The sequence below is a fragment of the Rossellomorea vietnamensis genome (assembly GCF_025398035.1).
Taxonomy (GTDB): domain Bacteria; phylum Bacillota; class Bacilli; order Bacillales; family Bacillaceae_B; genus Rossellomorea; species Rossellomorea vietnamensis_B.
This window is the reverse complement of record NZ_CP104558.1, coordinates 872,473-887,474: the sequence shown is the minus strand read 5'-3', so window position 1 is coordinate 887,474 and position 15,002 is coordinate 872,473. Positions and strand designations below refer to the sequence as shown.

Below are 15,002 nucleotides of genomic sequence, written 5' to 3'. Positions count from 1 at the left end.
CTGCGTTTGAAATGGTTTTTGATTCAAACATAAAGGGAAATCCATATGCATATAATGGTTTATTCAAAAGTGTATTTTACCAACAGAGGAAGATGCTTGAAATCAATCTCTCTCTACATGTATAGTTATACATAAATACCGCACAATAAGGGTGTTTATTAATTTTGCATGTAAATCGATGGAAGTATGGACCTAAGGAGGACGGTACGATGACAGCCATTAACGAAATAGTGAAGAAGAAGCCTGGTTACACGCTACATATCGTTCAAACGGATAAGTATAAAACCAATAGCCTCGTATTAAAGATGAAAGCCCCCCTCGACCCCGAAACAGTCACTTTACGGGGATTGCTGCCCCATGTGATGCAGAGCAGCACGAAGACCTATCAGAGCACTACGGAGTTACGCTCCCATCTGGATGAGTTATATGGAGCGAACTTCTTTGTGGATTTAGGTAAAAAAGGTGAGTACCATGTGGTCAGTATGTCTGTTGAAATCGCCAACGAAAAGTTTTTGAAGGATTCTGAACCGCTGCTTCAAAAAGGAATCGAATTCCTTGCAGATGTCCTTCAGAACCCTCATGTTGAAAATAACGAGTTTGACAAGAAAACAGTCGAAAAAGAAAAACGGAACCAAAAGGTTAGAATCCAAGCAGTGTATGACGATAAAATGCGCTATGCCAATTCACGACTGGTGGAAGAAATGTGTAAAGGTGAACGTTTCGCCCTCCATGTAAACGGTGTAAGTGAAGAAGTGGAGTCCACTACTGCGAAGAGTTTATATGAATATTATCAAAAAGTGATGGCGGAAGATCAGTTTGATCTTTATGTGATCGGTGATGTCGATGTTAAAGAGGTTGAAAGCCTCTGTGATCGATTACTCCAATTGAATGAACGTACTCCTCAACAAGTGGATGCTTCCCTTGTGAAGCAAAAGGAAAATGAAAACGTCGTAAAAGAGAAACAGGATGTGAAACAAGGGAAGCTGAACATGGGCTACCGTACACATACTCAATATGGCGATGATGATTATTTCGCTCTTCAAGTATTCAATGGTATATTCGGTGGCTTCTCCCATTCCAAATTGTTCATCAATGTGAGGGAGAAAGCGAGCCTCGCATATTATGCAGCGAGCCGCCTCGAAAGTCATAAAGGTTTATTGATGGTAATGTCCGGTATCGAATTTGAAAAGTATGATCAAGCGGTAGGAATCATCAACGAACAGCTCCAGGCGATGAAGGATGGAGACTTCACGGATGGGGAAATCGACCAGACAAAAGCGGTCATCCGTAACCAGCTTCTTGAAACCATCGATACCTCAAGAGGGTTGGTCGAAGTTCTTTACCATAATGCCGTAGCTCATGAAGAAATCGACCTGAAACATTGGTTGGATGAGATTGAAAAGACAACAAAAGAAGATATCGTAAAAGCCGCAAATAAAGTTGAACTTGATACGATTTACTTTCTAACAGGAATGGAGGGATAAAGATGAAGAAAATTTCCTTCGATCAATTACAAGAAAATTTGTATTATGAAAAAATGTCTAACGGTTTGGACGTATACATCCTCCCGAAAAAAGGTTTCAACAAGACGTATGCTACATTTACAACGAAATATGGAAGCATCGACAATCATTTTGTCCCCTTGGATGAAGATGAATTTGTGAAAGTGCCCGATGGAATCGCCCATTTCTTAGAGCATAAACTGTTTGAAAAAGAAGATGGGGATGTCTTCCAGCAATTCAGTAAGCAAGGGGCATCGGCCAATGCGTTCACTTCCTTTACAAGGACAGCTTATCTGTTCTCGAGTACGACCAACGTAGAACGGAATTTAGAAACACTCATCGATTTCGTTCAAGATCCGTATTTCACAGAGAAAACGGTGGAAAAGGAAAAAGGCATCATCGGTCAGGAAATCACCATGTATGATGATAATCCGGATTGGCGATTATACTTCGGGGTCATCCAGAATATGTACAAAAATCATCCTGTGAAGATCGACATTGCAGGAACGATCGAATCCATCACCCCGATAACAAAGGATATGCTCTATCAGTGTTATAATACGTTCTACCATCCAAGCAATATGCTCTTATTCGTGGTTGGGTCAGTCGATCCCGAACAGATCATGAATCAGGTCCGTTCGAATCAGGAAAAGAAAGAGTATGAAAAAATGCCTGAAATCAAGCGTAAATTCGAAGAGGAACCAGAAACGGTAGCGGAGAAAAAACAGGTCCTTAAGATGAACGTCCAAAGTCCTAAATGTCTCGTTGGTCTGAAAGCTCCGGAACCAGTCCAGCAGGGTCGGGAAATGCTAAGACAAGAGCTTTCCATGAATGTTTTCCTTGATATGCTGTTCGGAAAGAGTTCACCGTACTATTCCGAACTATATAATGATGGATTGATCGATGAAACATTCCATTATGACTATACACAGGAAAATGGCTTTGGTTTCCTTACGGTCGGTGGAGATACGGAAAAGCCGGATGAGCTCTCTGAGAAAGTACAATCGCTCCTTCTGAAAGCGAAACGGGAATCTCTTTTTAATGAGGAGGGTCTCGAGAGAACGAAGAAGAAGAAGATTGGTGCATTCTTGCGTGCCATTAACTCTCCTGAGTATATTGCGAATCAATTTACCCGCTATGCCTTCAATGAAATGGATTTATTTGAAGTCGTGCCTACCCTTGAATCGTTGAAATATGATGATATCCAGGCGGTTGCGGAGTCCATTATTAGTGAAGAACGATTTACTGTATGTCAGGTCGTACCTAAATCATGATGGAAGGGGAGCTATCCTTTAATAGGGTAGTTCCTCTATTTATGTGAATGACGTTTGGAGTGAAACCAATGAAGTATGCATTAATTACAGGGGCATCAGGTGGAATCGGGAGTAGTACTGCTCTTCTTTTGGCAGAAGAGGGATGGAATCTATACTTGCATTATCATTCCAATGAAGGGGCAATGAAGGACTTGATTCATAAAGTCGAAGCGTTAGGGGTGGAGGCAATCCCCATTCAGGGTAATCTTGCCAACCCGGAGGAAGTGGGGGATCTTGTCCATTGCATATTCCGGCTCGATGCGATCATTTGCTGCAGCGGGAATTCTGCCTGGGGGCTCTTCCAGGACCATTCAGAAGACGATCTGGATCAGATGATCAACCTTCATGTCAAAAGTCCGTTGATCCTCGTTCAGAAACTCCTGCCGAAGCTGATTGACCGGAAAGGGGCGATCGTCATGGTGAGTTCGATCTGGGGACAGATAGGAGCTGCCTGTGAGGTTGTATATTCAACTGTCAAAGGGGCTCAATTAGCATTTGTAAAATCCTTAAGTAAAGAGCTCGCATTAAGCGGTGTAAGGGTAAACGCTGTTGCCCCCGGTGCCGTTGATACGTCTATGATGGACGCGTTTACGGATGAAGATAAAGAATCAATCCGTGAAGAAATCCCAATGGGCCGGTTTGCTCAACCGGGTGAAATTGCTGATTCCATTCACTTTCTTCTTTCGTCCAGGGCTTCATATATTACCGGCCAGACCCTTTCCGTCAACGGGGGATGGCACACATAAAAAAATTTTCAATCAAATGATTCCAGCGCATAATTTTTCCTCCGGGATACAAACTAAGGTTGTATTTCAATAAAGGAGGTCATGACAAATGTCTGTATTAGATAACTGGTCAGATTGGAAAAACTTTTTAGGGGATCGCCTAAACCAGGCAGAACACAGCGGCATGGAGCACGAAACGGTAAATGACTTGGCTTACCAAATCGGTGATTACTTAGCCAATCAAGTCGAAGCTAAGAATGATCAGGAAAAAGTATTAGCGGATTTATGGTCAGTCGCGTCTCCAGAAGAGCAACACGCCATCGCCAATATGATGGTCAAGCTTGTTAATAATAACGGTAGTCGTTAAGGAGAGGGATTTCCCTCTCCTTTTTCTTATGGGGAATGACTTAGTACTGGTCTTCAAGTTATCATTTTACGTATGAATGAGAAATTGTACATATTTATGTAGGTTTTGCTTTTCTATTAGCAGGAAATCATTTATTATAATACCTAGATGTTTAAATAACTTTTCGAAATATGTCAATTTTTATCGAAATGGAATGTCACATTTTTCCGGGGAGGTAAGCGATGGAACGCAAAGAATGGTATTTAGAATACGAAATACAAAAAAATCGTCCCGGCCTCTTAGGTGATATTTCCTCGTTATTAGGAATGCTTTCTATCAATATAGTGACGATAAATGGTGTGGATGAAGGAAGAAGGGGAATGCTTCTCCTTGCCAATAATGATGAACAGATCATGAGGCTTGAGTCCATCCTTCAAACGATGGATACAATCAATGTGACAAAGCTCCGGGAACCTAAATTAAGGGACCGTCTTGCTGTGCGTCACGGTCGATATATCCAGCGCGATGCCGACGACAAGAAAACGTTTCGATTTGTTCGTGATGAGCTTGGTTTATTGGTTGATTTTTTGGCTGAATTATTTAAGCAGGAAGGACACAAGCTTGTCGGGATCAGAGGGATGCCCCGGGTAGGGAAGACCGAATCCATCGTGGCATCAAGTGTATGTGCGAATAAGAAGTGGCTTTTTGTCTCTTCTACATTATTAAAGCAAACGATACGGAGCAAGCTCATCGAAGACGAGTATTCCGCTGAAAACTTATTTATTATAGACGGCATCGTTTCTACACGCCGTGCAAGTGAAAAACATTGGCAGCTGGTGAGGGAAATCATGAGATTACCTGCTGTGAAAGTAATCGAACATCCTGATGTATTCGTTCAAAACTCTGAATATTCACTTGAAGATTTTGATTATATCATTGAACTTAGAAACGATCCTGATGAAGAAATTACATACGAATTAGTGGAACAAAATAATCTATTTCAAAATTCCGATTTTGGAGGTTTTGATTTTTAATATTGGAAGGTGTTAAGTAGTGACGGAATTAGGAAATCGTTTAAAGGAAGCTCGAGAGGCTAAGAATTACAGCCTTGATGATTTACAAAGGATAACAAAAATTCAAAAACGCTATTTGATTGGGATCGAAGAAGGCAATTATGATGCGATGCCGGGCAAATTCTACGTACGCGCATTCATTAAGCAATATTGTGAAGCGGTCGGACTTCCTCCTGAAGTGATTTTTGAGGAACACAAGGCTGAAATCCCGACGACCTATGAAGATGAAATACCGGTTTCCCTTTCAAGGGTGCAGTCCCGTAAAAGTGTTTCAGAGAGCTCAACGAAGGTATTTGACTTCCTACCGAAGCTCCTCATCGCACTGTTTGTCATCGGTGCACTTGTTGCCGTGTGGGTATTTTGGCAAGGGAAAGTTGGGGACAAGGCCCCTGAGTCCAATCAGGAAGAAAACCAGACACAAGTAGATGTTGATGAGAATAAGAGTGCTGAGGGCGATAAGCCTGAAGATGAAACAAATGATAAAGAACAGACCGAAGAAGTCAAGCCTTCAGGAGATCAAAAAGATGGTGAAGATAATCCGCAGCCAGAACAGTCTCTAGAAGCAGTGAATTCTTCAGACTATAAAACGACGTATGAATTGAAAAATGCAAAAGAGTTCAAGCTTCAGTTGTCAGCTAAGGGGGACACATGGGTTAAAGTCTTTGACACCAACGAGCAGGTTTTGTTTGAAGGACTGTTAAAACAGGGAATAAAAAAAGACTTTGACCTTTCCGATGATAAACAGGCATATCTTATTATAGGCGATGCTTCGAATACCGATATAAGTGTGAACGGGAAACAGCTTGAATATAAAATATCTGCAACTGATGTCGTCAGGCAGGATATCATCATCAATTACGCACCGCAAGAACAATAATTGAAACGGGAGGAGTTTTAATAACTCCTTTTTCTTACATACTAAAGGTATAAGCGTTTTTAAAGCATTGGAGGTAGAAAGGTGAACTTACCTAATAAAATTACAGTATCAAGGATATTTTTAATTCCATTATTTTTAATCATCATGCTTGCACCGTTAAATTGGGGCGAGATGATGTTTCTTGGGGCGGAAATGCCGGTGAAGCATTTTGTAGGAGCCTTGATTTTTATCATAGCGGCAACGACGGATTGGATCGACGGTTATTATGCAAGGAAACTTGACCTTGTTACAAATCTGGGGAAATTCTTGGATCCGTTGGCAGATAAACTGCTTGTATCGGCTGCTTTAATCGTACTTGTCGAGATGGGTCTTGCTCCATCGTGGATCGTCATCATCATCATCAGTCGCGAGTTTGCCGTAACAGGGCTTCGTCTCGTATTAGCAGGGGAAGGGGAAGTGGTTGCTGCAGGTCAACTCGGTAAGATCAAGACCTGGGCACAGATCATTGCCATATCAGCCCTTCTTCTTCATAACGCCATTTTCGAACTGATCAATCTCCCGTTTGCTACGATCGCTCTATGGGTGGCTATGTTCTTTACCATTTGGTCGGGATGGGATTATTTTAAACATAATAAAAAAGCATTTGTGAATTCGAAATAACAGTGTACACCAGGGGATTGATTCAAATAGAATCATCCCCTTCTTTTCACCATATTTTAGGGGGAATACAGATGAATGCAGAAATAATAGCCGTTGGGTCCGAATTATTGCTCGGACAAATCGTCAATTCCAATGCTCAATACATTTCCGAACAGTTGGCTGAGATGGGAGTGAACGTGTATTATCACACGAGTGTGGGGGATAACCCTGCCCGTTTACAAGAGGTCATTGAGGTAGCAAAGAAGCGGGCGGACTTATTGATCTTTACTGGAGGCCTTGGACCCACAAAGGATGATCTGACGAAAGAAACGATCGCCAATGCTTTAGGAACGACTTTAAGCATGGATCATGACGCATTGGAATCGATAAAAGGCTATTTTCAGAAGGTCAATCGTGAAATGACCCCGAATAATGAAAAACAAGCCCTTATTTTATCCGGGGCCCATGTATTGAAGAACGAACACGGCATGGCTCCGGGGATGCTGTTGAAAAAGGAGGGTACCTCCTATATGCTTCTCCCCGGTCCGCCGTCTGAAATGAGGCCGATGTTTGATAAGCATGGCAAACAGGCAATCCTGAACTTGATGAAGAAGAAAGAAATCATCCATTCACGGGTACTTCGTTTCTTTGGCATCGGGGAAGCAGAGCTTGAAACGCAATTAGAAGATCTGATCGACAGACAAACCAATCCCACTATCGCCCCTCTCGCTGGTGACGGGGAAGTGACCTTGAGGCTTACGGCTAAGCACGAGTCAATGGATATTGCCGTGTCATTATTGGATTCGGTTGAAGAAAAGATCTTGAAAAGGGTGGGGGAATTATTCTACGGTTATAATCAGGATTCTCTTGTTGAAGTGGGGGTCCATTTGTTAAAAGAGAAGGGACTTACCCTTTCATGTGCAGAAAGTTTGACTGGAGGACTGTTTCAGGCCCAACTGACGTCTATACCCGGGGCATCGGATGTTTTGAGCGGCGGGGTGATCTGTTATCAGGATGAGATCAAGAAAAGGATTTTATCTGTTAATGACCGTACACTTAAACAGCATTCAGCAGTCAGTGAGCAATGTGCACGGGAACTGGCTGAAAACGTTAGAGAGCTGTTTTCCACCGACATCGGGATCAGCTTTACAGGTGTAGCAGGTCCTGACACTCACCAGGGGCATCCTGCAGGGACCGTCTGGATCGGATTATCCATGAAGGATCGAACGACCAAGGCATTTCTATTGAACCTTGGCGGTGGCCGGAATGGGAACCGGATGAGAACGGCGAAGTATGGTTGGCACTATTTGATCAAAGAACTGAGTTAGTTTGAAGAGGCTGTCTTCTTTTTGAAGGCAGCTTTTTATCTTTTTTAACTCCGGCACATCCAAAGAAAAAAACCGAATGAATGTTCGATTTTTTTCTTGTTTTCTCTAATAAAAACGTTTATAGTATAGATAGGTTGGATTTGAGACAAACTTATAAGTTGTCGATTACAAGATTTATATTCAAAGGAGGAAGATTTGTGAGCGATCGTAAAGCAGCCTTAGATATGGCGTTAAAACAAATAGAAAAGCAGTTTGGTAAAGGCTCAATCATGAAGCTTGGGGAGAAAACGGACAGAAACGTAGTGACATGTCCAAGTGGTTCACTTGCACTGGACGCTGCTCTTGGAATAGGCGGATATCCACGTGGAAGGATCATTGAGGTATATGGTCCCGAATCATCCGGTAAAACAACAGTGGCACTTCATGCGATAGCAGAGGTTCAGGCTCAGGGCGGGCAGGCAGCATTCATCGATGCAGAGCACGCACTTGATCCCGAGTATGCTCAAAAGCTTGGGGTAAACATAGATGAATTATTACTTTCACAACCAGATACAGGTGAACAGGCATTGGAAATCGCTGAAGCACTTGTACGAAGCGGCGCCGTGGATGCCATCGTTGTCGACTCTGTGGCTGCCCTTGTACCGAAGGCGGAAATCGAAGGCGAGATGGGAGATGCTCACGTAGGTCTTCAAGCCCGTTTAATGTCACAGGCCCTTCGTAAACTTTCCGGTGCCATCAATAAGTCTAAGACCATCGCGATCTTCATTAACCAGATCCGTGAGAAGGTCGGTGTCATGTTCGGTAACCCTGAAACGACTCCCGGTGGACGCGCACTGAAGTTCTATTCTTCCGTACGTTTGGAAGTCCGTCGTGCCGAAACCCTTAAGCAGGGTAATGAAATGGTTGGGAATAAAACAAAGATCAAAGTAGTGAAAAATAAAGTGGCTCCACCTTTCCGTGTAGCTGAAGTGGACATCATGTACGGGGAAGGAATCTCCAAAGAGGGTGAAATCGTCGATCTTGGGTCTGAATTGGACATCGTTCAAAAGAGCGGTGCCTGGTACTCCTACAACGAAGAGCGCCTAGGCCAGGGTCGTGAGAACGCAAAGATCTTCCTGAAAGAAAATCCTGAGATCCGTAATGAAATCATGCTGAAGATCCGTGAACATTACGGATTGGATACAGGTCGTGCCGAAACGGACGATCAAGGTGAATTGAGTCTTCTGGAAGACTAAGTGAGGAAAGAGAAGCAGACGTGATTGGTTTGCTTCTCTTTATTATGTATGGGAATACGCGTTTTGGTGGAAAATAGTAACATTCCCTTTTCTCGAGAAATGGTGGGTAATCGATACAAATCAGGTTATACATACCGTGAATCACTGGTTGACCCCGAACTTCTCAAAATTAAATGAAAAAGTTGGATTTGGTTTAAAAGCATCCACAAGCCCAATGCGACAGTGTCAATTTTTGTCGATTACAAAAAAACCCTTGAGAAATCTAGTGATAGAGGGCTCAACCCCTTGACAATAAATTTTCAGAGATTTAAAATTAACATGTATATTTTACAAATTTTTCGAATGAATATTTGAAAGCCTAGCGCTGTATATTTTGTTCAAGTGAGCAATGTACAAGCCGACATGTAAAAAACATGACAGTTCATAGCAAGAGGAGGTGAAATAATGCAACCTATTACAATCATCTTCATTTTGCTTGGCCTAATCGTCGGTGTAGTTGTTGGATACCTAATTCGTAAGTCCATTGCTGAAGCAAAGATTGCTGGTGCTAAAGGTTCAGCGGAGCAGATTTTAGAAGATGCGAAGCGCGAGGCAGATGCTCTGAAGAAAGAAGCACTTTTGGAAGCAAAGGACGAAAATCATAAACTTCGCACTGAAATGGAAAATGACCTTCGTGAACGAAGAAATGAATTGCAAAAACAAGAAAATCGTTTGATGCAAAAAGAGGAAAACCTCGATCGGAAAGATGAAACGCTTGATAAGCGTGAAGGCTTACTCGAGAGAAAAGAGGGGACTCTTAACGAGAGACAACAACATATTGAAGAGATGGAAAGCAAAGTGGACGAGATGGTACGATCACAGCAAACAGAGCTAGAACGTATCTCCAGCCTGACTCGTGATGAAGCGAAAGGAATCATCCTTGACCGCGTGGAAAATGAACTCTCCCATGATATCGCCATCATGGTCAGAGAGCATGAAACACGCGCGAAGGAAGATGCAGATAAGAAGGCGAAAGAAGTCCTATCACTGGCTATTCAACGTTGCGCTGCTGAACATGTGGCAGAGACAACGGTCAGCGTTGTGAATCTACCGAATGATGAGATGAAAGGTCGAATTATTGGGCGGGAAGGACGTAACATTCGTACGCTGGAAACACTTACGGGTATTGATTTGATTATTGATGATACTCCTGAAGCGGTTATTCTTTCTGGTTTTGATCCGATTCGTAGAGAAACGGCTCGAATTGCATTAGAGAAATTAGTTCAGGATGGACGTATCCACCCTGCACGAATTGAAGAAATGGTGGATAAATCCCGCCGCGAAGTGGATGAGTATATCCGGGAAATTGGTGAACAGACTACTTTCGAAGTAGGCGTTCATGGGCTTCATCCGGATTTGATCAAGATCCTGGGACGTTTGAAGTATCGTACAAGTTACGGTCAGAACGTTTTAAAACACTCGATGGAAGTGGCTTATCTGTCCGGTTTACTCGCAGCTGAGCTTGGTGAGGATGAAAGACTCGCCAAACGCGCCGGATTGCTTCATGATATCGGAAAGGCGATCGATCACGAAGTGGAAGGAAGCCACGTCGAAATTGGTGTAGAACTTGCAACGAAGTACAAAGAGCACCCTGTTGTCATCAACAGTATAGCTTCTCACCATGGAGACACTGAGCCGACGTCCATCATTGCCGTTCTGGTTGCTGCAGCTGATGCTTTATCTGCTGCAAGACCTGGAGCAAGAAGTGAGACGCTTGAGAACTACATCCGTCGACTGGAGAAATTGGAAGAAATCTCGGAGTCATATGAAGGCGTTGAGAAATCATTCGCAATCCAGGCAGGACGTGAAGTACGCATCATGGTAAGACCGGAAGCCATTGACGATCTGGAATCACACAGATTGGCAAGGGATATCCGTAAACGTATTGAAGATGAGCTTGACTATCCGGGCCATATTAAAGTAACGGTCATCCGTGAAACAAGGGCCGTCGAATACGCAAAATAAGAGGTTGACTCGAGGAGGGATATCCATCCTCGAGTCAGCTTTTTTTATCTCATTCTATGATCTCCGTTACAGAATGGATGATGGAATCTAATAGGATAAATAGGCGGCAAGTTATTTGTGATACAATAACGACAAGACTTAATACATATAGAGAAGGGAACGTTCATGAAAATATTATTTGTTGGAGACGTAGTCGGTTCAATGGGCCGTGAGATGATTACAGAATACCTGCCTAAGTTAAAGAAAAAGCATTCACCGGATTTTACAATCGTAAATGGGGAGAATGCTGCATCAGGTAGAGGGATTACTGAGAAGATATATAAACAATTCTTACAAGATGGCGCCAATATGGTCACCCTGGGAAATCACACATGGGACAATAAGGATATCTTTAATTTTATCGATTCATCCAAACAAATGGTCAGGCCTGCTAATTTCCCTGAAGGAACGCCTGGGAGCGGCTTAGTGTTTGCGGAAGTGTACGGTAAAGAGGTTGCGGTTATCAACGCTCAAGGAAGGACGTTTATGCCTCCTCTCGATGATCCATTTAAAGCTCTTGATGAGCTTGTTGATGAGGCCAAAAAGAGAACCTCCGTCATATTCGTTGATTTTCATGCAGAGGCAACAAGTGAGAAACAGGCTGTAGGCTGGTTTCTGGATGGCCGGGTGTCTGCAGTGATTGGAACGCACACTCATGTTCAAACGGCGGACAATCGGATCCTTCCAAATGGCACTGCATTTATGTGTGACGTTGGTATGACGGGACCATACGATGAGGTACTGGGAATGAGTAAGGATTCCGTTCTAAGGAGATTCCAGACGAGTTTACCTGTTCGTTTTGAAGTACCGAAGGCCGGACGTAAAATCCTGAGTGCTTGTTTAATCGACATTGATCAAAAGTCGGGGAAAGCGAAAAAAATCGAGCGCATATTGATCAACGAAGACCATCCGTTTATGGCAGAATATTAAATGTTTTCCTTCCTTTTTCGGTGTGACCGGAATGATTTGTCCATTTCCTGAATATAGTATCAGTGGAATCATTTATACCAAGTTTGTTCTTTACCACGGACATACGGTATGGGGGAAATGACAAGGAGGAAAAGGAATGGAAATATTAAAAGTTTCAGCAAAATCTAATCCTAATTCTGTAGCTGGTGCACTCGCCGGTGTTCTTCGTGAGAGAGGAGGAGCTGAAATTCAAGCAATCGGTGCAGGAGCTTTAAATCAAGCCGTCAAGGCTGTCGCCATTGCAAGAGGCTTTGTGGCTCCCAGTGGTTTAGATTTAATATGTATCCCGGCATTTACGGATATTCTGATCGATGGAGAAGAACGTACGGCGATAAAGTTAATTGTGGAACCAAGATAATAAACCATAGGCTGTTCATTAAAGGGGACCCTTTAGTGGACAGCCTTTATACTATGATCCAATATACATATTATGAAGAGAAACGGAAAGGAAGACCCAATATGATATTTGATGCACACTGTGATGTGTTGATGAAGCTATATCTAGAGCCGGGGAGTGGGGCCTTTCAATCGAAGGGTTCCTTACATATTACCTATCCTCAACTCATTCAAAGCAGCAGTAAAATACAATTGTTCGCAATCTATATCCCATCCTATCTGAAGCCGGGGCAACGGTTTCAAGCAGCACTTGAAATGGTGAATCTTTTTCATAATAAGATCCTTAAGCCAAACCCAAAGATGAAATTCGTCACATCTAAAAAGGATATCGAGCATCTTTCAGAAGGTGAAATAGGGGCAATGCTGACACTGGAAGGTATAGAAGCAGTGGAGGAGGATCTTACGAAGCTCGAAATCCTTTACAGGCTGGGAGTCCGGTCGGTCGGTTTGACGTGGAATTGGGCCAATGCAGCAGCAGATGGCGCCCTTGAACCGAGAGGTGGCGGGTTGACCAACTTTGGGGAAGACATCGTCTCCTTCTTAAATGAGAAAAGACTTTGGACAGATGTGTCACATCTATGTGAAAAAGCATTCTGGGATGTGATGGATTCTGCTGAATATCCGATAGCATCCCACTCAAATGTCTACTCGATCTGTCCCAATCCACGAAACTTGAAAAATGATCAGATTGAGGCACTCATCAAGAAAAATAGCGTAATGGGCATCACCTTTGTTCCACCATTTTTAAACAAGAAAGGGACAGCGGAGATTTCCGACGTAGTCCGCCATATCGAACATGTCTGCAGTCTAGGAGGTGAGGATCATGTCGGATTTGGCTCCGATTTCGACGGCATAACAGAAACCGTCCAAGGTCTTTCCTCATACATTCATTATGATAACTTAATCAACACCCTTCAACGATACTACAGTGAAAAACAAGTGAGGAAATTCTTATTCCAGAACTTCTTTAAGAGACTGCCTGATTGATTACAATAAACTCTTTTCTAAACGTTGTTGCTATGTAAAATAGTGAGTAGTGGTTGATTTCCGTTCCAGGTGCTCGCTTTCCGCGGGGCGTGAGTTGAGCCTCCTCGGGCTTATGAGTTGCACCCCTATTGTTGGACACCCCAACCAACAATAGGAGGTGCCAGCACGTATGGCCAAGTTTACTCAAGAATCTAAATTGAAAGCTGCTAAACGTTATCTTAATGAACTCGTTAGTTATCGAGATCTTGCCAATCAAGTGGGGGTTGATCAATCTGTTCTGCGCTATTGGGTGATGTTAGTTCGTCACCACGGGGACCAAGCCTTTACCTTTCCCTATACAAACTATCCTTCCGCCTTTAAACTGAGGGTAATTCAATTTATTACGGAGAAGAATTGCTCCATTCGAGAGGCATCAGCCATTTTTCATATCCCAGACCCCTGTATGGTTCGTAGGTGGGTCAAAAAGTGGGAAAGAGCTGGAGAAGATGCCTTCGGATCATTAGAAATGAGGCCTTCTACAATGACATCTAATCATAAAGATAAGAAGATCAAAGATAACTCTTCTAACCAAACGATGGAAGATATGAAAAAAGAACTGGAATACCTTCGTATGGAAAATGCGTATTTAAAAAAGCTAAAAGCCTTAGTTCAGGAAGAACCATCACCAACGAAATCAAAGCGAAAGTAGTATTTGAACTAAGGAACGAATTCCCGGTGACTAAAATGATAAAAGTAGCTAAGCTGCCTAAAAGTACTTACTATCACATCACAAAAAAATTAGACCAACCAGATCCTGATCGCAAATGGAAAAGAAGGATCAATTTCATCTACCATAAACACTTAGGACGCCTTGGGTACCGTCGCATTACGGACGTTCTTCAAGCAAAAGGACACGATATAAATAAAAAGAAAGTCCTTCGAATCATGAGAGAATTGGGCCTTAAATGCATTGTGCGAATGAAAAAATATAAATCCTACAAAGGGAAAGTTGGAAAAGTAGCTCCCAACATCCTAAATCGTAATTTTAGAGCCGATAAACCTAATCAAAAATGGGTGACAGACGTAACGGAGTTCAAACTGTTCGGTCAAAAGCTCTATCTGTCCCCCATTCTAGACCTATTTAACGGAGAGATCATTACCTATACGCTCCAATCAAGGCCGACATTTGACTTGGTCGAGAAGATGTTAGAAAAAGGATTAAAACATGTAAATGAAGGCGATGAGCTCTTAATCCATTCAGATCAAGGGTGGCATTATCAAATGGCTCAGTACCGAAGGACACTGAAAAAACATAACATCACCCAAAGTATGTCTCGTAAAGGAAACTGTTACGACAACTCGGTCATGGAGAACTTTTTTGGGATAATGAAGTCTGAGTTCCTTTACTTAAAGGAATTTGATAGTATCGAGCACTTTAAAGAAGAACTGAAAGAATACATGTATTACTACAATCACCTGAGAATCAAATCAAGGTTAAAACGAAAAAGTCCGGTAGCTTATCGAGTAAGTACTGAATTAGCTGCTTAGAAATTTAAGTGTCCAACATTATGGGGCCAGTGCAGCTTAGCC

At 42.6% G+C, this 15,002-nt stretch carries 14 protein-coding genes; all 14 read left to right on the top strand.

All coding sequences use genetic code 11. The features are described from left to right. Positions 1 to 209: 209 nt before the first annotated feature. Positions 210 to 1,484: an EF-P 5-aminopentanol modification-associated protein YfmF gene (yfmF, locus tag N5C46_RS04620; RefSeq protein ID WP_261751121.1), complete on the top strand. Its 1,275-nt coding sequence runs from the start codon at positions 210 to 212 to the stop codon at positions 1,482 to 1,484. Positions 1,485 to 1,486: 2 nt separating this feature from the next. After that, positions 1,487 to 2,776, top strand: coding sequence for an EF-P 5-aminopentanol modification-associated protein YfmH (yfmH, locus tag N5C46_RS04615; protein WP_261751120.1), 1,290 nt, complete (start codon positions 1,487 to 1,489; stop codon positions 2,774 to 2,776). A gap of 68 nt (positions 2,777 to 2,844) precedes the next feature. After that, a complete protein-coding gene (gene ymfI / locus N5C46_RS04610; protein ID WP_261751119.1) occupies positions 2,845 to 3,561 on the top strand; it encodes an elongation factor P 5-aminopentanone reductase in 717 nt (238 codons plus the stop codon). Positions 3,562 to 3,649: 88 nt separating this feature from the next. Then, a complete protein-coding gene (locus N5C46_RS04605) occupies positions 3,650 to 3,907 on the top strand; it encodes a DUF3243 domain-containing protein (protein ID WP_034760081.1) in 258 nt (85 codons plus the stop codon). A 221-nt stretch (positions 3,908 to 4,128) separates the two neighbouring features. Further along, a complete protein-coding gene (locus tag N5C46_RS04600) occupies positions 4,129 to 4,920 on the top strand; it encodes a DUF3388 domain-containing protein (RefSeq protein ID WP_034760078.1) in 792 nt (263 codons plus the stop codon). A 19-nt stretch (positions 4,921 to 4,939) separates the two neighbouring features. Beyond that, entirely contained in the window at positions 4,940 to 5,836 is an 897-nt protein-coding gene (locus N5C46_RS04595; RefSeq protein WP_261751118.1) for a helix-turn-helix domain-containing protein, read from the top strand. An 81-nt stretch (positions 5,837 to 5,917) separates the two neighbouring features. After that, positions 5,918 to 6,496, top strand: a complete 579-nt coding sequence (pgsA, locus tag N5C46_RS04590; RefSeq protein ID WP_034760074.1) for a CDP-diacylglycerol--glycerol-3-phosphate 3-phosphatidyltransferase — start codon at positions 5,918 to 5,920, stop codon at positions 6,494 to 6,496. A 71-nt stretch (positions 6,497 to 6,567) separates the two neighbouring features. Then, complete coding sequence (locus N5C46_RS04585) at positions 6,568 to 7,803, top strand: competence/damage-inducible protein A (protein WP_261751117.1); 1,236 nt, start codon at positions 6,568 to 6,570, stop codon at positions 7,801 to 7,803. A gap of 197 nt (positions 7,804 to 8,000) precedes the next feature. Next, entirely contained in the window at positions 8,001 to 9,038 is a 1,038-nt protein-coding gene (recA, locus tag N5C46_RS04580) for a recombinase RecA (RefSeq protein ID WP_034760069.1), read from the top strand. Positions 9,039 to 9,482: 444 nt separating this feature from the next. After that, positions 9,483 to 11,042 (top strand): ribonuclease Y, encoded by a 1,560-nt coding sequence (rny, locus tag N5C46_RS04575; protein WP_034760066.1) that lies wholly within the window; start codon positions 9,483 to 9,485, stop codon positions 11,040 to 11,042. Positions 11,043 to 11,207: 165 nt separating this feature from the next. Beyond that, entirely contained in the window at positions 11,208 to 12,011 is an 804-nt protein-coding gene (locus tag N5C46_RS04570; RefSeq protein WP_061809970.1) for a TIGR00282 family metallophosphoesterase, read from the top strand. Between the two features lie 136 nt (positions 12,012 to 12,147). Further along, entirely contained in the window at positions 12,148 to 12,408 is a 261-nt protein-coding gene (gene spoVS / locus N5C46_RS04565; RefSeq protein ID WP_034760060.1) for a stage V sporulation protein SpoVS, read from the top strand. A gap of 101 nt (positions 12,409 to 12,509) precedes the next feature. Further along, complete coding sequence (locus N5C46_RS04560) at positions 12,510 to 13,433, top strand: dipeptidase (RefSeq protein WP_261751116.1); 924 nt, start codon at positions 12,510 to 12,512, stop codon at positions 13,431 to 13,433. 169 nt (positions 13,434 to 13,602) lie between these two features. Then, positions 13,603 to 14,960 (top strand): IS3 family transposase gene (locus N5C46_RS04555; protein ID WP_261749909.1). Its coding sequence is split into 2 segments (ribosomal slippage): positions 13,603 to 14,074 and positions 14,074 to 14,960, totalling 1,359 coding nucleotides; the frame shifts between segments, so codons are not numbered across the junction. The last annotated feature ends 42 nt before the right edge of the window (positions 14,961 to 15,002 follow it).